We start from the raw sequence: 21220 nt of genomic DNA on the forward strand, positions 1-21220 counted from the left end.
AATTTGTTCTTGATGAATAACTATACATTGTAAATATACATTACTCTGGTATTTAGCATACATTTAATGCTGTTTAATGAATTGGTAGGTATAAACAAAATGTCATTTCCCACATTTAATTATACATTTCTATACATTTATTTCTATTATGCTTGTAGGACGAGGAGCCAGAACAAAGTATAATGATTCCCCATAAAATAGGGACAAAAATAGGGACATTATAGAACAATAATAAGACGAGGTAGACCGTTATAGACAATTTAGTGGTTGTACCTCGTCTTTTTAATTCAGGAAATAATATTAGTTTACCCTATAAACCGGTACGGTGAACCCTACCATAAGTAATTCAAAAATATAAATAACCCTTATACCTATCCTCCTCAGTGCTTCTTTCCAAGAAAGAAGCACTAAAATTTAATAATAATGAGATTGCCCTCTAAATGGACATTAACCCAATCATCATTCTACCAACACTAAACGTTCCATAATTTTTACCATTCTTTTGGCTCATAATTTAATTCTCTAAATAATTGAGTGCGCTCTTTCTTGGATAAATCCCTCCATTGTCCAGGAGGAAGTTTGTCTAAATGAATATTCATGATTCGGGTTCTTTGCAATCGGTAAACTTCGTATCCACATTCAGCGCACATGCGGCGAATTTGGCGATTTAGCCCTTGTGTTAATATGATTTGAAAATCGAATTTTGATAATTGATCTATTTTACAAGGAAGTGTTTTTGTACCTAATATTTTGACACCCTCTGACATCTTCTTCAAGAATTCAGGAGTAATTGGCTTATCTACTGAAACGATATATTCTTTTTCGTGCTTATTTTCAGAACGCAGAATTTTGTTAACTATGTCACCATCGTTCGTAAGAAGTATTAAACCCTCTGAATCTTTATCCAGGCGCCCAATATTGAAAATTCTTAATGGATGGTTGACCAAATCAACAATGTTTCCTTTTACACCTTTTTCGGTTGTACTAGTAATGCCTACAGGTTTATTTAAGGCAATATAGACATTATTCCTTGCTACTCGAATGGGATTTCCATCTACTCGAACGTCATCCCCAGGTTCAACTTGGCTACCTATAGTTACACGTTTTCCATTAATAGTAACTCTCCCATCGGTAATTAATTTATCAGCACCTCGTCTAGATGCTTTTCCAGATTCACTAATATATTTATTAATACGCATGTTGTCACATCCTTAATCAGAGGATTGTTTTATTAGATATTAACTATACTTTATATTATGGGTGAATCACAAACACTTATATAGATATAACGGATAAAAGTTTGTGGGAAATTGAATGAGGAGTATTTTCGTTTTGCGTTCGCTAACATGTGAAGACTATTGGAGAAGATTCTATGATGGTCTTCTACTATTATCTAAACAGTACAAGGATAAATATTCCATTTAGATTATAAAATCTAAGAGAAGGTCGTGGCGTGAAAATTACGGACCGGATCTTCATCAATTAAGATTACGAGATTCAATGGCCTGCGTTATATGAAGAAGATGATGGAAGGACTTCTGTTATGGCATGCAAAAATCAAGCAGGTATTTTAGCAAATGGAACAGTTATTCCTTGTTGTCTAGATGGTGAGGGAGTTATCCACCTTGGAAATATTAATGATAATGAACATTCATTTTCTGATATTATCGAGATGGATAGAGCAAAGAACCTTGAAGATGGTTTTTCACGAAGAGTGGCAGTGGAGGAACTATGTAGAAAGGCAAATGACTAGGATTTAGTAAGTTTGATAGAGTCATACCAACTCATTACTTTATTGCTGCTATATCTGTATTAATATTTAGTAAATCCTTTAGTGTCTCCATATATTCACCTGCTTTATTCCTTGATAATGTAATCCGGGAAACCGCGTTTTAAAGAATTATCTTTAGCCCCTTCAGAACTCTGTTTATCAATGAAGTTATCATTGAGAGAAAAGCTGTAGGTGCCTTTAGGTATTGAGTTCATTTCTTCTAGTTCTTTTGTGACTTGCTTAAAGATTTCTTTGCTTGGTTTTGCCTGCTTATCGGCCATAAATAATTGAATATTAACTTTGAAATTTTCAGGAATAAACAAACCCTCTTCATAGGCATTCCGCAAATTTTCTGTATTTTCATCAGGATTACTAATATAAAGGTCATAAACTGGTTTAATAGCCTCTTCTTTACTTGTTAAAGCTATAAAGTAATATGGAGTCATATATCCATGCCCACCAGCATTTTGGAGGGCTTCTTTTGTTTTGCCAGTAACTTGCCCTTTCGCTGCAAGCGACTCAAGGTAATTATCGAGCTTCTTGAACTCTTCACTAAAGATCATGTGATATAATCCGCCTTTAATGGCATTTTCCACCTGGAATTCGTCTGCCCAAATTTTATCTATCATCACTTTCTTTCCTAGTTCATCAATCGGTACAACTGCATAAGTATAGAATTGTAGCTCCCCTTTGGATTCAACAAAAATCGTAGCCCCATCACGGGCACCGACTATATTATGCACATAAACATCGGTTTTGTAGTTTTCCTTAAAAAACTTTATAGTTGCTTCTTCGATCTGATCTCGGTTTGCTTCAGCAATTTGATCGGTTTCTTTTCCGTATGGAAGAGCATAACCTTCACCTGTGTAATCCTGAACGCTCACCATCATTTCTCCAGATGCAGCCTGGGTTTCTTTTGTTTTTTTACTATCATTATTGGTATTTGTACTATTCATATCCGAACATCCTCCAAGCATCATTGAGATCCCAACACTGCAGAGCAAAATTTTTGTTTTAATATACATAGTTTGTATTTCCTCCCTAAAGGACTGTGCTATATCATTTATTGTAGCGGATAATGTTATATCTTTACAGTTCTGAAGGTGAAAAATTACCCTTTTTATGCAAAAATAGGAGGAAAGTCAGGTAGGGACTTTATCAGTTGAAGGTAAAATTGATAAGAAATGGACTGATAACCTTATGGGTATATCACCTGAAATTGCTGCGAATGCAATTTCAGATGGATATCATGACAATGGTATAGCTGCTATATATTTTGATGGGGATAATAACGAATTATATTTTGTCAATCTAAGTGGAATCATAGTGGAAATAAAACGGGAGAAGACGTTGAAATGATAAAGTTTACAGATAGAATTTGAAATATTATTGAATGTAGACTTGACCACTTTATTGAAAAAATAAAAAAGCAAGAGCAAGAATTGAAAAATTATTTAAAGAGCACTTTTCACAGAGAGATGAGCTCATTTTTAGTAAAGTGAAATAGATATTAAACAACGATTATAAAAAATAATGAGCTTCATCGATTGAAAGTAAATTGACATTGTATTTTCACTCAATCGATGAAGCTGTTAATAGTCAACCTTATGCTTAAGGATGAAATAATTTCTCCTGAAGAGTATCGATTGCGCGTTCAATCTCTTCTAAATCTTCTTTAGAAGCATGTTGTATACGATTTAGAAAACGGGTTTCAATAGTAGCAAATGCTTCTTTCATTATTACTTCCCCGTCTTTCGATAGATGAATGTATTGTTTTCGTCGATCTTTGCTATCATTTACCTTTTTAATTAATTTTTTCTCACTTAATTTGCTCAGCTCACGACTAGTATTGGACATAGACATGCTCAGACAATCGTTAATTTCACTAGGAGTCACAGGTTGACTAACTGCAATAAATTCAAGAATGTTATATTGAACCTGCGAAATTGAATTTGACTTTGTATTTTTTGTTAATTCATTTGTTACACGATGAACGGAAGAGGTAAATGATACGAGTTTGTTAAAAAGTTCGTTTTTGTCCATGCTCTCACTCCTTAAGGACAAGATAACAAAGTGGTTATCAAAATACAATTATCATTTGATAATTAAATTTAATGATGATACAATTTAGTTATCAAATGATAATTAAGAGGTGCCGTATGAAAATGTTAATTATTTATACATATCCCAATCATAATAGTTTAAATTATGCCTTTTTACAAAACGTTATTAAAGGCAGTAAACAAAATCAGAGGATTAAAGAGTTACAGGTCTTAGATTTATATGAGGAGGAATTTAACCCACTTTTATTGTTTAACGAGCAAAAACGAAGACGTGATATGCATACTGATCCTAATATTGAAAAATATAGACAACAAATTACATGGGCTGACAAGATTGTTTTTATCTATCCTATTTGGTGGGGAAGACCTCCCGCAATGCTTTTGGGATATATAGATCAATTATTTGCTTCCAATTTTGCTTATAGAGATAAGAAGGGACTTTTCCCGGAAGGGCTGCTGAAAGGAAAGTCGGTAATATGTATATCTACCATGAAGGGTCCTACTCATTATCCATTTCTATGGTTGTATAATGCCCATAAAATTCTAATGAAAAGAGCATTATTTAATTTTGTGGGAATAAAGAAAGTGAAGTTCTTTGAATTTGGGAATATGGAAAGTCCAAAAGGAAAACAAATGAAAAAACTAGAAAAGATTTATAATTATATTAATAAACTAGAACACTAGGATTATCGAGAATTCATTCGGTAATTACAGGGAGCCAATATGGAGTACCTATAATAAAAACTTTCAAGTTTAATGATAGTTTTTTATCGTGTCCAATTTAAGTTGGGCATTTTACCTTTCTTTATGAACAGCCGACTAAATCAGGAGTAATTCAATCAATTCAGATTTATTATTACTAAATGTAGGGGATTTAATGAAGCTGAAATTGCGAAAGGAATTATTATCCAATTTTTATCTAAAATTCCTTTTTCACACCACTATCCAATATTTTTTCAATCAAGTCTCCATCTTCTTTATCTAATACCTCAATACTTAATATTTTATTACTGCCATCGGGAGCTTTATTAACAATTAACCATTTATCAGCATATTCAAAGATTGAAACCTCGTTAAGTTTTTCAGGAATATCCTTTAAAACCATATGAATTTCCTCATATTCTTCTTGAGAGAGGTCTTGCCTGCTATCCTTGTAAAATAGCTTTTCTAATTCCTGATAATCATCTGAATTAGACATTTTCTTATGAAGTGAGATGGCGCCTTTAGGACTAGCCCATAAGTTAATTAGGATCATTCCAATGATTAATAATAGAAAAAAGGCAATTGAATTCCGTATTTTTTTGCTGGTTTTCATCTATCGAAAAATGCTCGTTTACTGCAACGCTGGAAGGAGATACGACTTTCAGCTCAGTTCAAGGGTTAACGATTATCGTAAAAAGCGATCAGGGGGAAGTTCATTATGAAGTAAATGATGCTGCTGAAGAAAGGGCGCTTGTTCTTGCTGAGGTTTACCGATATCAGTCAAAGTTTAAGTTTCGGGCAATTGGAAGAGGGTTTAATGGTGGCTTGAAGCCATTGGCTGAGTCGTTTGGTGTGGAGGTGGAGGAGGAAGAATCCTCATCTTCGCAACAAGCCAAACCACAGCCTGAAGCAGAGAGGCCTGTGCAGAAAATCTCGCTGACAAAGATTGATTTGCTGAAGAAAAAGGTGGCTATTTCACTAGAAAAGAAGAAAATCCAGCAGGTAAAGGCGCGTGTGGCGGTTGTTTTCGATGCTTCTGGCTCTATGGCAGGTTTGTATTCGAAAGGGACGGTTCAGCGGGCTTTTGAGCGTGTGCTTGCTGTGGCTGCTTGTATGGATGATAATGGGGAGCTGGATGTTTGGTTCTTTGCTTCAAAGTTTATGAGAGCTGCCAGTGTGAGGGAGCATGATTTTGAAGATTATATTCAGCGTACGTATCCAAGGCCAAAAATGTTCGGCGGGCTTGGCGTCGGCAATAATGAGCCTGCGGTGATGCACGATGTCATTAAAAAATATACAAAAGAAGAGCCGCGTGATGATATGCCGACTTATGTGATATTTTTCAGTGATGGCGGGATCTTCGAAGATAAAAAGATTTCAAATATATTAATAGACTCGTCAAAACAAAATCTCTTCTGGCAGTTTGTCGGCATTGGCAATGCGAAGTATGGCATTCTGCAAAAGCTGGATACATTGCCAGGTAGATTCATTGATAATGCTGGCTTTATCTCATTGGATGATTTAGATCAAATTGATGATGAGGAATTATATAATCGCCTTCTTCATGAGTTTCCAGTCTGGCTTTCCGCAGCAAAGGCGCACGGCTTGCTGAAATAAAACGATCATATGTTAAGGTCCGGTCCTTCCAAAAGACCGGGCCTATTATAGTTGACTCAATTATCTGTCAAAATGACATCCTCACTGGATTAAGCTATAATTAGTAGCGTTGAAATCACCCTCATAGAAAGGGGTTTTTTGATGATTAAACTACATCAGGTGAGTAAAAGTTTTTCACAGTTCCAGGCCATTAAGTCTGTTTCTTTAACGATAAATAAAGGGGAGATTCATGGAATTATCGGAGCGAGCGGCGCAGGTAAGTCGACTTTGCTGCGGCTCATGAATTTGCTCGAAATCCCGGATGAAGGCGAAGTGGAAGTGAATGGCGCAAAGCTGACAAGCTTGAACAGCAAGTCGCTTCGGCAGGCACGGAAATCGATTGGGATGATCTTTCAGCATTTTAATCTTGTGGCGAATAAAACGGTTTACGATAATGTTTTGATCGCGTTGGAATTGGCAAGCTATCCGAAGGCGGAACAGAGGGACCGTGTGGAGGAATGTCTTCAATTTGTCGGGTTAAAGCAGCTGAAGGATAAGTATCCGGCCCAATTGAGCGGCGGGCAAAAACAGCGTGTAGCCATCGCGAGAGCATTGGCCAATAATCCGCAGGTGTTGTTGTGCGATGAACCGACTTCCTCGCTTGATCCAAATACAACGGCTGAAATCTTAGGTGTACTGGAAAATATCAATAAAACGCTTGGTGTAACGATTGTGATTGTCAGTCATGAAATGGAAGTGATTAAAAGCATTTGTAATCGTGTGACGGTTCTAGCAGATGGAGAGGTCTATGAAACTGTTTTAATCGAACCGAACGGGATAAAGGCGGTAGACAACAGTCCAAACTATTTTGTAGAACAATTAAAGGATGGTGAGAGAGACCATGCCTGATATTTTAGTTCGATACGAAGCAGAAATTTGGCAGTCTATCGGTGAAACGTTAACGATGGTCGGTATTTCTATTATTGCTGCGGTGCTGGTCGGGCTTCCTGTGGGAACGCTGCTTTTCCTTTGCAGACGGGGCAATATACTAGAAAATCGGCTCGTATTCTCTACCTTGAATTTATTGGTTAATACGATTCGTTCGTTCCCGTTTCTGCTTTTGGTTGTTTTCCTTATCCCATTTACAAGGCTGATTATTGGCACGGCCATTGGGACAGCGGCGGCAACGGTGCCCTTATCAATTATTGCGATAGCCCATTACTCGCGCCTTGTCGAGCAATCTTTACTCGATGTGCCAAAAGGTGTAATGGAAGCGGCGATTTCAATGGGGGCTTCTATAAGAGAAGTAATATTTAAGTTTCTGTATGTTGAGGCACGTTCCGGTCTTGTTCTTGGGCTGACGACTTCAATCATCAGCTTTATTTCATATTCGACGATAATGGGTGTTGTCGGAGGCGGCGGAATCGGCGACTTCGCCATTCGCTATGGCTATCAGCAATTTATGACTGATTTAATGATATACATGATTATCATTATGGTCATACTGGTACAGCTCATCCAATTTATTGGAACAACTGTATCAAGAATCATCGATAAAAGATAAATCACCAGGAGGAAAAAAATGAAAAAGTTACTCTTTCTTATAACGATAGCAATCATTATACTGGCTGGGTGCGGACAGGATAATGAAGCAAAAGAGAATGAAAACAAGGAAAAAGATAACAGCAAGGAAGAGGTCACATTAAAAGTGGCTTCACTTATTCCGCCAATGACGGAAATTCTTGAGCTTGTTAAACCAAAGCTGGCAGAGGAAGGCATTAACCTTGAAATGGTTGTCTTAAGTGACAATGTTCAGCCTAATACTGCCCTAGCGGCGAAAGAAGTCGATGCAAACTTCTTCCAGCACGTGCCTTATATGGAAGAATTCAATCGCAGCAATGATGCGGAATTAGAGCCGATTGTACCGATTTATTTTGCTAATTACGGCGTATATTCTAAAGAATATCAATCAATAGATGATTTGCCTGAAGGCTCAGTTATTGCGATTGCGAATGATGTGTCAAATATCGATCGTTCATTAGCATTGCTTGCTCAGCATGAAGTCATCACTTTAAAAGAAAAAACAGGTCCATACTATACAAAATCAGATATCGTGGATAACCCTAAAAATTATCAATTTGAAGAAGTCGATTTGCTTATGCTGGCAAGAATGTATGATGATGCTGATGCAGTGGTCATGACACCTGCGTATGCGGCACCGCTTGGCTTGACGCCAAAGAGCGATGCCCTTCTTACTGAGGGAAGCGATAATGATTTTGCGATTACGCTAGTGGCACGTAAAGATAATGCGGACTCAGAGGCGATCCAAAAGCTGGCCGAAGCAATGACAAGCCCGGAAGTACGCAAATTTTTAGAAGAAAACTATGATGAAACAGCCATTCCGGCGTTCTAATTAGAAAAAAGCTATTCAAGCTGCGTTTGCAGTCATGAATAGCTTTTTTCTTTAATTAAAGTGCCTGTTAGCAGTCAGATGTAACAGCGATGAGACCTGGCAGCAGGTGAACTGCGCCCCAATTATTGTGGCTTTTTTTGATAAGAAATAAAAATTTACCCTAGAAGAGAAAATCTCAGACCGTTTTCAGCTTGACTAGGTCCAAAATTGGTTCTAGCTGTGCAAACTATGACCGTTTTCAGTTTGACTTTGTCTAAAATTGGTTCCAGTTACGTAAACTATGACCGTTTTAGCTTAACTACACCAAAATTTGGTTCCAGTTGAGCAAACTATGACCATTTTCAGCATGACTACACCCAAAATTGGTTCCAGTTGAGCAAACTATGACCATTTTCAGCATGACTAGGCCAAAATCGGTTCCAGTTAAATAAACTATGACCATTTTCAGCTTGACTACACCCAAAATTGGTTCCAGTTAAGCAAACTATGACCATTTTCAGTTTGACTGCACCCAAATTCGGTTCCAGTTAAATAAACTATGACCGTTTTCAGCTTAACTAGACCAAAATTGGTTCCAGTTGAGCAAACTATGACCACTTTCAGCTTGACTACGTCCAAAATCGGTTCCAGTTAAGCAAACTATGACCACTTTCAGTTTGACTGCAACCAAAATCGGTTCCACACAAACAAGGAAATATCTCATTGCTATAATAACCTACGGATTAAGCTAAAATTAATAGGATTAATTCCAGTACAAGCCCGAACTCAGTCCAAGGGTCGATAAATAATGTGTCTAAATTTTGGGGGTCACTTTAGTGTTTAGGCAATTGATGAACTATCAGCAAAAGAGAAGGTTATTCACTCTTACTCATCCGAATCTCCACTCTTGTCCCCATGCCAACCTCGCTTGTTAAGCTTACTTCCCCGCCATGTGCCTCGATAATATCTCTTGAAATCGCCATGCCAAGACCTGTGCCGCGAATATTGTTGGTATTTGTGCCCCGATAGTAGCGTTCGAAGATTTGTTCCAGGTCATCTGCTCGTATGCCTTTTCCGTTATCTTCAATCGTTAGGCTGTCTGGGTTGATGCGAATCGTTACGGCAATGTTTCTGTCATTATGGATCAGCGCATTGTAAACGAAATTTAAAATCGCACGTTTCATGAGATGGCGGTCGATGTTCCACTTCAAATCAGGTGAATCACTAACGAAGGAAATGGCGTATTGCCCAAATTGCGGATCATTTAATAAATCAATGACAATTTCGCGCACAAAGCTTTCAAGCCGCGTTTCCTGCAAGGTGAGGGGCATTTCCTGATTGCGGAGACGCATCGTTAAATTAAAATCATCTAGCAGGTCCTTCATATAAATGGATTGACGTTCAATGACTTCGGCATATTCCAAACGTTCCATTTGTGATACGTCTTGATCGCGAAGCAATTCTGCATATCCTCGAATGGAGGCGAGCGGCGTTTTTAAATCATGAGAGACATTGCTGATCCATTCATCGCGCATCTTTTCCAGTTTTAAACGTTCTTCTTCATGTGCCTGCAATGTTTGCGAGACATCATTTAAATTAGAAAAAACAGGCTTGTAAATACCGGGCCTTTTCGTTTCTTGCACTATGAAATTCCGTTTTTTGAGCTGTGAAATCCGGTCAATAATATAGGAAACAGGTTTTGTTAGCACGGTACTAAATAATAACGCAACGAGCATGGCAATGAATAAATCGACGATGACAATCGCTAACAAAGACTTGGTCGCATAGGAAAAAACAGTTTCAGGATCCATCATGAATAAAACGCGTTCCTCTTTCGAATCAGGGACACCAATCAAATAGCTGTAGGATTCAAACGCACCAATGAAATAAGTATTAAATTCATCATCCATATATTTATATTTGTGGACAAGCTCAATTGGGCTATAGTGTGTTGAAACATCCTCCGGTGCTAGATAAGAGGATTGAACCTGTCCGTTCTCATCTAAAATCTGCATCCATCCCCCGAATGCCTGTAGAGCTTCAATGCCTTCCTCGGAAACAATAGGCTCTCCATTTTCAAGCGATAGATATTTTTGGAAGCTGCGAGTGAAGTTTTCGCCTGAGTCCTCGGTCACTTCATCGATGCCGTATGTCTGCTGATAAAAAAGCATGCCAATTAAAATAAATGTATTAAGGAAGATAACGATAAAGACAATGCTGAGCACCGATATTAAGTAGCGGACGGTTAATTTCCATTTCACCTTCAATCACCTACTTCACTATAAATCTATAGCCAAGCCCCTTGACCGTTGTGATGAAGGCTGGCTTTGAGGGAGCTTCTTCGATTTTTTCACGGAGCCTTCTAATATGAACCATCAATGTATTGTCTGCCCCATAAAAATCCTCTCCCCAAACTCTTTCAAACAGTGTTTCCTTGCTGATAATCCGGTTTGGATTGCGCATAAAGCACGCCATTAAGCCGACTTCTTTTGCCGTCAGTTCAAGAAGTTCACCATCTTTCATTACTTCCGTTTCATCAAGATTCATTGTAAATGGACCGACAGTCATCGCTTTGTGGGCATTTGTCTGCACGGACATTTCCATCGTATATAAGCCTGCGCGCCTAAGCTGAGCTTTCACGCGAAAAGCGACTTCTTTTGGACTGAATGGTTTTGTTATATAATCGTCGCCGCCAATCGCCAGTCCCAATATTTTATCGATTTCATCGGATTTAGCAGATAAAAATAACACAGGAATTCGTGAGACCTCGCGGATTTTATTGCATAAATCATAGCCCTCTCCATCTGGCAGCATGATATCTAATATAGCGATATTCGGGTTGAACGAATGAAACTTCTCCCAGCCCTCTTGAACAGAACCCGCCATTTCTACTTCTGAAAATCCTTCCTTCGCAAGCGCCGTCTTTATTAAATGACATAAGTCACTCTCATCATCCACGATCAAAATACGCGGCTTTTCCATCGCTAGCACATCCTCTCTTTTACAAATGAGACCGTTCTATCTCCTTATAGTATAAACCACTGTTGAAGCTATTTTAGCATTTAAGGATTTTGTAAGGTAGCCGTGAATTTAGCGTAAGGTTCGCTCGGTATAGTAAAGACATAAGAAAGAGGTGCATATGGATGGAACCATTATTAGTAGTAAGAAATGCAGAAAAAATTTACGGAAATAGCGCAAATACCTTTAAGGCGCTTGAAAATATATCATTTGAGATAGACCATGGAGAATTTGTAGGTGTAATGGGACCTTCGGGTGCAGGAAAATCAACATTGCTTAATGTACTTGCAACCATTGATTCACCGACAAATGGAGATATTTTAATCGGCAATGACAATATTGCCAAAATGAAAGAAGAGGCACTGGCCGATTTTCGCCGTGATCACCTTGGGTTTATATTCCAGGATTACAACCTGCTGGATTCATTAACTGTGCGTGAAAATATTCTTCTTCCGCTGGCCATTGCAAAGAAACCGGCAGCTGAAATCAAAGAGCGTGTAGACACAATTGCCCGTACTTTCGGCATTTCAAATTTACTCGACAAATACCCATACCAGATTTCCGGCGGTCAAAAGCAGCGTACAGCTGCGAGCCGTGCGCTCGTCTCTAATCCAAAGCTCATTTTTGCAGATGAGCCTACAGGGGCATTGGATTCTAAATCAGCGACTGATTTGCTGGAGAGTTTAAGCAAATTGAATGTTGAGCATGAAACAACGATTATGATGGTAACGCATGATGCATACGCTGCAAGCTTCTGCCGTCGAATTTTATTTATTAAGGATGGTCAATTGTCGAAGGAAAAATTCCGCGGTACGAAAACACGGAAGGAATTTTTCCAAATGATTTTAGACGAACTGGCTCAAATAGGCGGTGACGTGCATGACGTTATTTGATTTAGCGCTGAAGAATATTCGCCGCAACATGAAAAGCTATTCGCTTTATATCGGTTCGACGATTTTTTCAATCATTATTTACTTCACATTTGTGACTTTGAAATATAGTGAGGACATTAGTTCATTAGCAGAAACATCCAAACAAATCAGCAGCATCATGAGCGCTTCCGCATTTGTCTTAATGATTTTTGTGGCGATTTTCATTGCCTACTCAAATTCCTTCTTTATGAAAAAAAGGAAAAAGGAAGTCGCGCTTTATTCGCTTTTAGGTGTACGCAAACGTTCGATTGGCTTCATGCTGTTTTTTGAAAACATGGTCATTGGACTGCTTTCACTAGTAGTTGGCGTGGGGCTTGGGTTTTTATTGTCACGCGCATTGCTGACCATTTTAATGAAATTGATGGGTCTGGATATCGTAATCGGATTTGCATTTTCAATCGATGCGGTCATCAATACATTGATTGTATTTTTCATCATTTTCTTATTTACCTCCATGCAAGGATATCGCGTCATTTATCAATTTAAGCTCATCGATTTATTTCATGCTGAGAAAAAGGGCGAGGAATTGCCAAAGGCCCGCATGATTTCGGCTATTTTAGGCGTGGTCACTTTGGCAACGGCTTACTGGCTGGCATTGCAGGATTTAACGACTTCACCCATTTGGCGCATGCTCAGTTTAGCGATGCCAATCGTCATTATTGCCTTAACTGTCATTGGCTCTGCACTAATATTTAATAGTGTGCTTGTCTATATGTTATCAATCATGAAAAACAATAAGCGCTGGGCTTGGAAAGGGCTTAACTTAATGACTTCCTCGCAGCTGCTGTATCGTATTAGGGGCAATGCGAAAACTTTAACAATCATTGCGACCTTGAGTGCGACAACCATTACAGCGGGCGGAGCAGTATTTGGACTTTACTATAATGCAGATAAAAATGTACAGACCTATACGCCATATACATTTATGTGGGAAGGTGCTCCGCAGGAAATTGATCCACATTTAATAGAGCACGCTGAAACTGTCCATAGCAAGACGCTTCGGATTGAACAAGGTGCGTATGAAATGGAATATGCAGTCATTAAACAATCAACATTTGAAAAACTGGCGAAAAACCTGGATTGGTCAGATATACAAGTGGCAAAAGACGAGGAAGTGCTGATGATTGATGCGTTTTATAATGAACAATGGTCGCAAAAAGTAGACTCAGTCATGATTGATGGCACAGAATACAAGGTCGCGAAATTGTATGACAAAGCAGTATTTAATACATTCACAATTGGCGCAAGTGCCATCGTTGTCACAGATAAGCTATACAGTGAAATCACTGCAGATGAAAAAACATACCAAGCTGTGCAAGTAAAAGATTATAAAAACCAATTGGCATTATCCGAGGAATTAGCTGCTAAAACCGAAAATTTCTCGAGTGCAACAGAAGACTACAGGGCTTCAATTGAAGCATCAGGTGCGCTGTTATTCGTCGGCAGCTTTTTAGGACTGGTCTTTCTTGTAGCAACCGGCAGCATTATCTTCTTTAAGATGATGACAGATGCAGAAGAAGATAAAGGAAAATACGCCGTGCTATATAAAATTGGCGTATCAAAACGAGAAATGAAGCGGACAATCCGCAGTCAAGTAGGGATGATATTTGCGGCGCCGCTAGGATTGGGCCTTCTTCACGGAGCGGTGGCATTAACGGCCTTCTCCAATTTATTGATGATGAATTTGCTCGTGCCGGTGCTTATATGGATGCTTGCTTATACTTTAATTTACACCATTTATTATTTCATCACAGTACGAAGCTTTAACAAAACAGTTCATTAAGATGGAGGAATAGATATGAAAAAAATATTAGGGATACTAGGCGTATTATTAGTGGGTGCCATTGTTATTTTTGCAACAGTGGATTTTAATAGATTTGGGAAAGAGAAAGCGTATGTGCAAATTACAGACACAGCCTCAGTGGAAGAAACAAAATTAGATTCTGGCGAAATCATAAAGCGGTACTGGTATAATCTGCCTGCCTATAAAGAAAATGGCGATATGATAGAGGTTGAATTTTCTGGCGCAAAAGAACTGCGCAAAGATGCCTATTTGATGCTGTATATAAAGAACGGAAAAGAAGTCACTTCCTATGATGAAGTACAGCTAAAAGAAATTCCGCAAAAAGCAAAAGAGAAGTTGGAAGGATAAGCGAAAAAGCCCCTGAGCAGCCATTCGTGCGCACAGGGGCTTTTCAAATTCAAGATAATATCAGGTATAATAGAAGTTTGTACACGGAAATGATAAGAAAAAACAATTTTGAATAAAAGAGGCTTCGTTATGAGTGAAAAAAGCTTTAAAGACTATCAATTAAGTGAAGAAATTGTAAGGGCGCTGGATAGCTTAGAATATAAAAATCCAACGGAAGTGCAAGATCAAGTGATTCCTCTAGTTCTTGCGAAAGCAGATCTTGTAGTGAAATCACAAACAGGAAGCGGCAAAACGGCATCCTACGGCATTCCCATTTGTGAATGTATTGATTGGAAGGAAAATAAACCTCAAGCATTGATTTTAACACCAACAAGAGAACTTGCCGTTCAAGTGAAGGAAGATATCACAAACATCGGCAGGTTTAAACGAATTAAAGCTGCTGCGATATTTGGTAAACAGCCATTTGCAGTTCAAAAAACAGAATTAAAGCAAAAAACGCATGTTGTCGCAGGTACACCTGGCCGTGTGCTGGATCATATAGAAAAAGGTACTTTGGCGTTGGATGAGATCAACTTTCTAGTAATAGATGAAGCAGATGAAATGCTGAATATGGGCTTTATTGATCAAGTGGAATCGATTATTAAAAAAGCCCCTTCCAATCGTGTAACAATGCTGTTCTCGGCCACTTTGCCTGATAAGGTAAAAGACTTGTCGCTTAATTATATGAAAACACCGAAGGATATTGAAATAAAGGCAACAGGTATGACCACTGATAAAATTGATCATTCTCTTGTGCATATAGCAGAAGACAATAAATTTTCGATGCTAAAAGATGTGACCGTCGTTGAAAATCCGGATAGCTGCATCATTTTTTGCCGAACGAAGGAACGCGTCGATGTGCTGTCCGACAAGTTAATCGATAGCGGGTATAGCTGTGATCAGATTCACGGTGGCATGGAGCAGTATGACCGTTTAGAAGTGATGGAGGATTTTAGAAGGGGCGAATTCCGCTATTTAATCGCTACAGATGTCGCTGCGCGGGGAATTGATATTGATAATATTACGCATGTGATTAACTATGATATTCCGTTAGAAATGGAAAGCTATGTTCACCGTACAGGAAGAACAGGCCGAGCAGGACAAAAGGGGAAGGCCATTACGTTTGTTACATCCTATGAAGAAAAGTTTTTAAAGGAAATTGAAGAATATATCGGCTTTGAAATTCCAGAAATGCCGGTTCCATCCAAAGAAGAAGTAACGAAATTGAAATCTGCTTTTGACGAGAAGATGGAAATTGAACCAACAATAAAAAAAGCAAAAAATGAAAAATTAAACAAGCATATTATGAAATTGTATTTTAACGGTGGAAAGAAAAAGAAGCTTAGAGCCGTTGATTTTGTAGGAACCATTGCAAAAATCGATGGTGTCACAGCGGATGATATCGGCATTATTACGATTCAGGATACAGCTTCTTTTGTTGAGATACTAAATGATAAGGGTCCGCTTGTGCTGAACAAAATGAAGCATACAACGATCAAAGGTAAGCTGTTGAAAGTACATGAAGCAAGAAAATAGATATTTCTCCAATTGGTGGTAGACACATATTGGCAACTGACTTAGACGCATATATTTACATGAATGGTTCAAAATAGACAAGTAAGTCAGATAATAGGAGGAATAAAATGGACTTTCAACAACCGCAAAACCACCAAAATATTGAAACCGGTACTGTTCCGCCACAATTGAACCATGGCGGCCATGAAATGTTTGATGCTCACGAAGTACTCGCAGGTGCGATCAACACAATGAACACGTATACAATGCTAAGTGAGCATGTGCAAGATCCAGAGCTTCGCGATATTTTACAGCGACAAAAACAATTTATGGCAGATGAATATAACATAACACTAGAATGCTTTAAAACGGGACAAGATCCTTCAAAACCGACTCAAAGCTATAAAATGAAACAAGGCAATGACTTCACGTATGGCATGAAACCGAGCCAGCCAAAAAAACCAATGCAATCTGCAGCAGAATTAAACGATGAAACCATTGCCCTTAGCATGTTAAGTGCAGTGAAGTCGGTTGCGCCAGTTAAAACAGGTGCAGCGATGGAAACAACCAATCCGGTCGTTCGCCGTGTACTTGCAGATTCGATTCCGAACTGCATTGAGATGGCCTATGAAATCTCACTTTATCAAAACAAGCACGGTTACTATCAAGTGCCGCAGCTTTCGCAAATGGACATGCAGCAAATGCAGAATGGTTATGCATCTGCGCCAGTTCAGCCGCAAATGCCTGGACAATATCCTTCTCATTAAAAATAACGCTGTTTCCATTAATGGAAGCGGCGTTATTTTTAATGAGGATATTCGGCATGCTCCTTCATGCTGAAGCTTAAATCTTAATCAGGCACTTCATCCTTCGATTGGCCATATAATCGGACTCTTTCACTAGGCTCTTACGAAAAGAAACCAATAATCGGTGTGCAGAAGTTAAGAACTGAAGCATAGCTAAGCCTTTGTTCACGAGGTGTTTGCAATTTTTCTCACTCCTGTCATTATTTTCAATTTACATAACATCAATTTTATAAAGGTAGACTAGAGGAAAGCGACTGTAACATTTAATAGGTTGGGATTAAAGCGATTTTCAATAAAGGAAGTTATAATAAAATTAAGAACTAAGTTTTATGCAACAGATGAAAAGGAGGCTGATGACATGAGTAATAATGCAGGCTGGAATTTAGATAATAGTTACGTCAAACTGCCTAAATCATTCTACTCCAGCATGAACCCGAATCCTGTAAGCGCGCCAAAATTGGTTTTTTTCAATGATGAGCTGGCTGCATCTCTCGGATTGGATAGCCAATCATTGCAAAGCGAGGAAGGCGCAGCCGTATTTGCAGGAAATATTGTTCCAGAAGGTGCTTCGCCGCTTGCTCAAGCTTATGGTGGGCATCAATTCGGTCATTTTAACATGCTGGGGGATGGCCGGGCAGTGCTGTTAGGCGAACAAATCACTCCTGAAGGGGAGAGAGTGGATGTTCAGCTAAAAGGCGCAGGCAAGACAGTCTTTTCCCGCGGGGGAGATGGCCGGGCTGCTCTTGGTCCGATGCTGCGGGAATATATTATTAGCGAAGCTATGCAAGCGATTGGCATTCCGACAACCCGCAGTTTGGCTGTTGTGACGACTGGAGAATCGATTTTTCGTGAAACGGAGCTGCCTGGAGCAGTGTTGACACGAATCGCAGCGAGCCATCTGCGCGTGGGCACCTTTCAATATGCGGCAAAGTGGGGGGAGCTTGAAGATCTTCGCGCCCTTGCCGACTATGCTATACAGCGTCATTACCCTGAAATTGAACCAGATGAGAATCGATACCTGTCATTTCTTGAAGAAGTGATAGAACGACAGGCTGCTCTCGTTGCGAAATGGCAGCTCGTTGGCTTTATTCATGGGGTCATGAATACGGATAATATGACCATTAGTGGTGAAACAATCGATTACGGACCTTGCGCTTTCATGGATGTGTATAATCCGAAAACAGTCTTTAGCTCCATTGATGTTCAAGGCCGCTATTCATATGGCAATCAGCCATATATGGCTGGCTGGAATCTTGCGAGATTTGCTGAAAGCTTAATACCGCTCCTTCACGATAATCAGGAACAGGCAATCGAACTTGCTCAGCAGAAAATTTCAGCATATATGGACATTTATCAATCATATTGGCGCACCGGAATGAGATCGAAACTGGGGATATTTGGCGAAGAGGCAGAAGATGAGGCCATTATGAACGACCTTCTTAATTTGATGGCAGAATATAAAGCGGATTATACAAATACATTCAGAGCTTTAACGTTCAATGCACTAGAAGGCTCTGATCTATTCAAATCAGATGAATTCTCGCAATGGCATAAGAGGTGGCAGGAAAGGCTAGATAGACAACAGGAACAAAAGTCGGAAATCGGTCTTCTCATGAAAAGGAGCAATCCTGCAGTAATTCCGAGAAACCACCGAGTAGAGGAAGCGCTTGAAGCAGCGGTCGAGCATGGCGACTACAGTGTGATGGAGCATTTATTGAATGTGCTCTCACACCCATATGCACATTCTGCAGAACAAGAGCCATTCGCCAAGCCTCCTATCACGACTATACCTTATCAAACATATTGCGGAACGTGAGTTACATGCTGTCTTGGATTCAAGGCAGCATGCATTTGTTTTTGAATAAGATGAAAACGTATTTAAGAAAATTAGAAAAAGGTGATCAGTCATGACAAAAACTATAGTAGAAAAATTAAACTTACAAAAATATAAAAAAGCCGTTATTCTTGATACTCCAAAAGGCTCAAATTACTTTGATGGCTTAACAGATTATGATACAAAGCTAAAAGCGGGCGGATATGATCTCATTTTTGCTTTCGTCCTTGAGATGGATGCTTTAAAAAATCTTGTTCAAAAGGTGATTGCCGGCAATTATTTAAACGAGAAGGGTTACCTTTTTATGGCCTATCCGAAAAAAGGGAACAAAGTATACCAAACTTTCATTCACCGCGACGATTTGCTAGCTGGATTAGGTGCGGATGAAGATGGCTATATCGGATCGAGCGATATAAAATTCGCACGCATGGTTGGGCTCGATGAAGTGTTTACTGTCGTTGGTTTAAAAGTGGAAGCAAGAAAAAGCCGTCCTTCTTCAAAGGCAAGTCAATGCGTGGATGATTATATTGCAATGATTCCAGACATAGAAAGTGATTTGCAGGATGCCCCCGAATTACTTTCATTTTATCAGTCGCTCACCCCGGGTTACCGGAAGGACTGGGCTCGATATGTTTACAGCGCCAAACAAGAGGCAACAAAGGCGAAACGGCGCGAGGAAATGAAGATGATTCTGGATAAGGGCTATAAAAGCCGCGATTTGTATCGCAGGGAGATCTAGTCTATAGATTGCTTTAGGAACTTATTATTTTTGATTTATTTAGTCAGATATATATGATAAAATTCAATATAGAACTCCGATATCGGTTTCCTATATAACGGGAGAGATAATAATTGGAAGATAAAGTATTAAGGAAACTTTTCCTTGGTTTTATCCAAATTCATATATTGCATCATGCGAAAGAACACCCAGTTTTTGGACTCTGGATGTTAGAGGAGCTTAAAGAGCATGGATATAGTATTAGCTCAGGAACTCTCTATCCAATATTGCATTCTATGGAGGCAGACGGGCTATTAGAGAAAGAAAACAAAATTGTCGATGGCAAAATAAGAAAATATTATCGAACCACAGTTAAAGGTGAAGAAGTGCTTCTTGAAGCAAGGAATAAAGCCTATGAATTATTCAAGGAAATTAAGGATTAGGAAGCGTTGAAGCTTACTTTTCCTTACTGTGAGAAGGGAAAGTGAAAATGCAAAAACCTAATAAAAATGTTCTTCAATCTTTATTAGAAATATTTATCGTATCATCTAAGCTGGGATTGACTTCGTTTGGCGGACCAATCGCTCATTTAGGCTATTTTCATAATGAATATATTCGTAAAAGAAAATGGATGGATGAAAGGAGCTATGCGGATTTAGTAGCGCTGTGCCAGTTTCTGCCCGGCCCGGCAAGCAGTCAGGTTGGAATAGGAATAGGCGTGATGCGCGCAGGTGTAGCGGGAGGTATTGTTTCATTTCTTGGATTTACATTGCCTTCTGTAATCACCCTCATTTTATTTGCACTGCTTATTCAAGGGTTTGATATAGGAAATGCTGGCTGGATTCATGGCTTGAAAATTGTAGCTGTAGCTGTTGTCGCCCATGCCATCATCGGAATGGCCAATAATTTAACGCCTGATTTGCCAAGAAAAGCAATTGCTTTATTTGCTTTAGTACTTACTTTGCTGTGGCAGGCAGCATTTTCACAAATTGGCGTGATTTTGTTATCAGCGTTTATTGGCTATCTTTTGTTCAAGGAGACGAAGGAAGAGCCTCATACTCGTGTTGATTTTCCAATATCACGCCGATTTGCCACCGTCTGTTTAGGATTATTTTTCGGGTTGCTTGTTCTTTTGCCGATTATGAGAGAAATCACCTCATGGCAATGGATCGCAATGTTTGATAGTTTTTATCGTTCTGGTTCTCTCGTATTCGGCGGAGGCCATGTAGTCCTGCCATTGCTAGAAAGAGAATTTATTCCTACAGGCTGGCTGACTGAAGAAGCCTTTCTGGCAGGCTACGGAGCTACTCAAGCTGTTCCAGGTCCATTATTTACCTTTGCCGCTTATCTTGGGACAGTCATCAATGGCTGGACAGGAGGCTTATTAGCAACAACAGCGATTTTTCTACCGGCTTTTCTTTTGATTTTAGGAACGCTTCCTTTTTGGAATATTCTTCGAAGCCATCCTAAAGTGAAAGGGGCACTAATGGGCGTGAATGCGGCCGTAGTCGGCATATTAATTTCAGCATTCTATCATCCTATTTGGACAAGTTCGATTAAGGAACCGGTTGATTTTGCCTTTGCAGCTATTCTATTCAGCATGCTCGTATATTGGAAATTGCCGCCATGGATTATTGTAATTACTGGTGCAGTGGGTGGAACGCTCCTGTCGTATCTGTAAT

At 39.2% G+C, this 21220-nt stretch carries 20 protein-coding genes and 1 pseudogene; 15 read left to right on the forward strand and 6 right to left on the reverse strand.

Annotated elements, in window-relative coordinates; genetic code table 11:
• Positions 1 to 491 precede the first annotated feature (491 nt).
• Complete coding sequence (gene rluF, locus CWS20_RS08155) at positions 492 to 1199, reverse strand: 23S rRNA pseudouridine(2604) synthase RluF (protein WP_066188700.1); 708 nt, start codon at positions 1197 to 1199, stop codon at positions 492 to 494.
• A gap of 245 nt (positions 1200 to 1444) precedes the next feature.
• On the opposite strand from rluF, the pseudogene CWS20_RS08160 reads away from it, so the two are divergent.
• Positions 1445 to 1753, forward strand: a pseudogene (locus tag CWS20_RS08160) (SPASM domain-containing protein); the annotation flags it as partial.
• Positions 1754 to 1857: 104 nt separating this feature from the next.
• Here CWS20_RS08160 and CWS20_RS08165 read toward each other — a convergent pair.
• Positions 1858 to 2796, reverse strand: a complete 939-nt coding sequence (locus CWS20_RS08165) for a DUF1672 family protein (RefSeq protein WP_066188703.1) — start codon at positions 2794 to 2796, stop codon at positions 1858 to 1860.
• Positions 2797 to 3382: 586 nt separating this feature from the next.
• Complete coding sequence (locus tag CWS20_RS08170; protein WP_066188706.1) at positions 3383 to 3814, reverse strand: MarR family winged helix-turn-helix transcriptional regulator; 432 nt, start codon at positions 3812 to 3814, stop codon at positions 3383 to 3385.
• A gap of 116 nt (positions 3815 to 3930) precedes the next feature.
• On the opposite strand from CWS20_RS08170, the gene CWS20_RS08175 reads away from it, so the two are divergent.
• A complete protein-coding gene (locus CWS20_RS08175; RefSeq protein WP_066188709.1) occupies positions 3931 to 4518 on the forward strand; it encodes an NAD(P)H-dependent oxidoreductase in 588 nt (195 codons plus the stop codon).
• A 235-nt stretch (positions 4519 to 4753) separates the two neighbouring features.
• On the opposite strand, the gene CWS20_RS08180 is transcribed toward CWS20_RS08175, so the two are convergent.
• A complete protein-coding gene (locus tag CWS20_RS08180) occupies positions 4754 to 5149 on the reverse strand; it encodes a hypothetical protein (RefSeq protein WP_142385370.1) in 396 nt (131 codons plus the stop codon).
• Here CWS20_RS08180 and CWS20_RS08185 point away from each other — a divergent pair.
• From CWS20_RS08185 to CWS20_RS08200, 4 genes are all read left to right on the forward strand, one after another.
• Complete coding sequence (locus CWS20_RS08185) at positions 5119 to 6153, forward strand: vWA domain-containing protein (RefSeq protein WP_066188715.1); 1035 nt, start codon at positions 5119 to 5121, stop codon at positions 6151 to 6153. The genes CWS20_RS08180 and CWS20_RS08185 overlap by 31 nt on opposite strands.
• A 141-nt stretch (positions 6154 to 6294) precedes the next feature.
• Positions 6295 to 7041, forward strand: coding sequence for a methionine ABC transporter ATP-binding protein (locus CWS20_RS08190; protein ID WP_066188718.1), 747 nt, complete (start codon positions 6295 to 6297; stop codon positions 7039 to 7041).
• Positions 7034 to 7696, forward strand: a complete 663-nt coding sequence (locus tag CWS20_RS08195) for a methionine ABC transporter permease (protein ID WP_066188724.1) — start codon at positions 7034 to 7036, stop codon at positions 7694 to 7696. Before CWS20_RS08190 ends, CWS20_RS08195 begins: the two co-directional genes overlap by 8 nt.
• Before the next feature lie 18 nt (positions 7697 to 7714).
• Positions 7715 to 8545, forward strand: coding sequence for a MetQ/NlpA family ABC transporter substrate-binding protein (locus tag CWS20_RS08200; protein WP_066188727.1), 831 nt, complete (start codon positions 7715 to 7717; stop codon positions 8543 to 8545).
• An 854-nt stretch (positions 8546 to 9399) separates the two neighbouring features.
• On the opposite strand, the gene CWS20_RS08205 is transcribed toward CWS20_RS08200, so the two are convergent.
• Positions 9400 to 10785: a HAMP domain-containing sensor histidine kinase gene (locus tag CWS20_RS08205; protein WP_066188730.1), complete on the reverse strand. Its 1386-nt coding sequence runs from the start codon at positions 10783 to 10785 to the stop codon at positions 9400 to 9402.
• Between the two features lie 10 nt (positions 10786 to 10795).
• The gene (locus CWS20_RS08210) at positions 10796 to 11506 is read right to left on the reverse strand and encodes a response regulator transcription factor (protein WP_066188732.1); all 711 of its coding nucleotides are present in this window, start codon (positions 11504 to 11506) and stop codon (positions 10796 to 10798) included.
• 161 nt (positions 11507 to 11667) lie between these two features.
• On the opposite strand from CWS20_RS08210, the gene CWS20_RS08215 reads away from it, so the two are divergent.
• The 9 genes from CWS20_RS08215 to CWS20_RS08255 all read left to right on the forward strand — a co-directional run bounded on the left by CWS20_RS08215 (position 11668) and on the right by CWS20_RS08255 (position 21219).
• Positions 11668 to 12435 carry an ABC transporter ATP-binding protein gene (locus CWS20_RS08215; RefSeq protein ID WP_066188737.1) on the forward strand — a complete coding sequence of 256 codons (768 nt, stop codon included), beginning with the start codon at positions 11668 to 11670 and terminating at the stop codon, positions 12433 to 12435.
• Positions 12422 to 14257, forward strand: coding sequence for an FtsX-like permease family protein (locus tag CWS20_RS08220; protein ID WP_066188739.1), 1836 nt, complete (start codon positions 12422 to 12424; stop codon positions 14255 to 14257). The genes CWS20_RS08215 and CWS20_RS08220 overlap by 14 nt, the downstream gene beginning before the upstream one ends.
• Positions 14258 to 14272: 15 nt before the next feature.
• Positions 14273 to 14626, forward strand: coding sequence for a YxeA family protein (locus CWS20_RS08225; RefSeq protein WP_066188742.1), 354 nt, complete (start codon positions 14273 to 14275; stop codon positions 14624 to 14626).
• 129 nt (positions 14627 to 14755) lie between these two features.
• Positions 14756 to 16201: a DEAD/DEAH box helicase gene (locus CWS20_RS08230; protein ID WP_066188744.1), complete on the forward strand. Its 1446-nt coding sequence runs from the start codon at positions 14756 to 14758 to the stop codon at positions 16199 to 16201.
• Between the two features lie 107 nt (positions 16202 to 16308).
• A complete protein-coding gene (locus tag CWS20_RS08235; protein WP_066188747.1) occupies positions 16309 to 16947 on the forward strand; it encodes a spore coat protein in 639 nt (212 codons plus the stop codon).
• A gap of 397 nt (positions 16948 to 17344) precedes the next feature.
• Positions 17345 to 18802 carry a protein adenylyltransferase SelO gene (locus CWS20_RS08240; RefSeq protein ID WP_066188750.1) on the forward strand — a complete coding sequence of 486 codons (1458 nt, stop codon included), beginning with the start codon at positions 17345 to 17347 and terminating at the stop codon, positions 18800 to 18802.
• 91 nt (positions 18803 to 18893) lie between these two features.
• Complete coding sequence (locus CWS20_RS08245) at positions 18894 to 19559, forward strand: YdeI/OmpD-associated family protein (protein WP_066188752.1); 666 nt, start codon at positions 18894 to 18896, stop codon at positions 19557 to 19559.
• Positions 19560 to 19672: 113 nt separating this feature from the next.
• Entirely contained in the window at positions 19673 to 19981 is a 309-nt protein-coding gene (locus CWS20_RS08250; protein WP_066188755.1) for a PadR family transcriptional regulator, read from the forward strand.
• A gap of 47 nt (positions 19982 to 20028) precedes the next feature.
• Positions 20029 to 21219, forward strand: coding sequence for a chromate transporter (locus CWS20_RS08255; protein ID WP_066188757.1), 1191 nt, complete (start codon positions 20029 to 20031; stop codon positions 21217 to 21219).
• The last annotated feature ends 1 nt before the right edge of the window (position 21220 follow it).

This window comes from Cytobacillus horneckiae, from assembly GCF_002835735.1.
GTDB classification, from domain to species: domain Bacteria; phylum Bacillota; class Bacilli; order Bacillales; family Cytobacillaceae; genus Cytobacillus; species Cytobacillus horneckiae.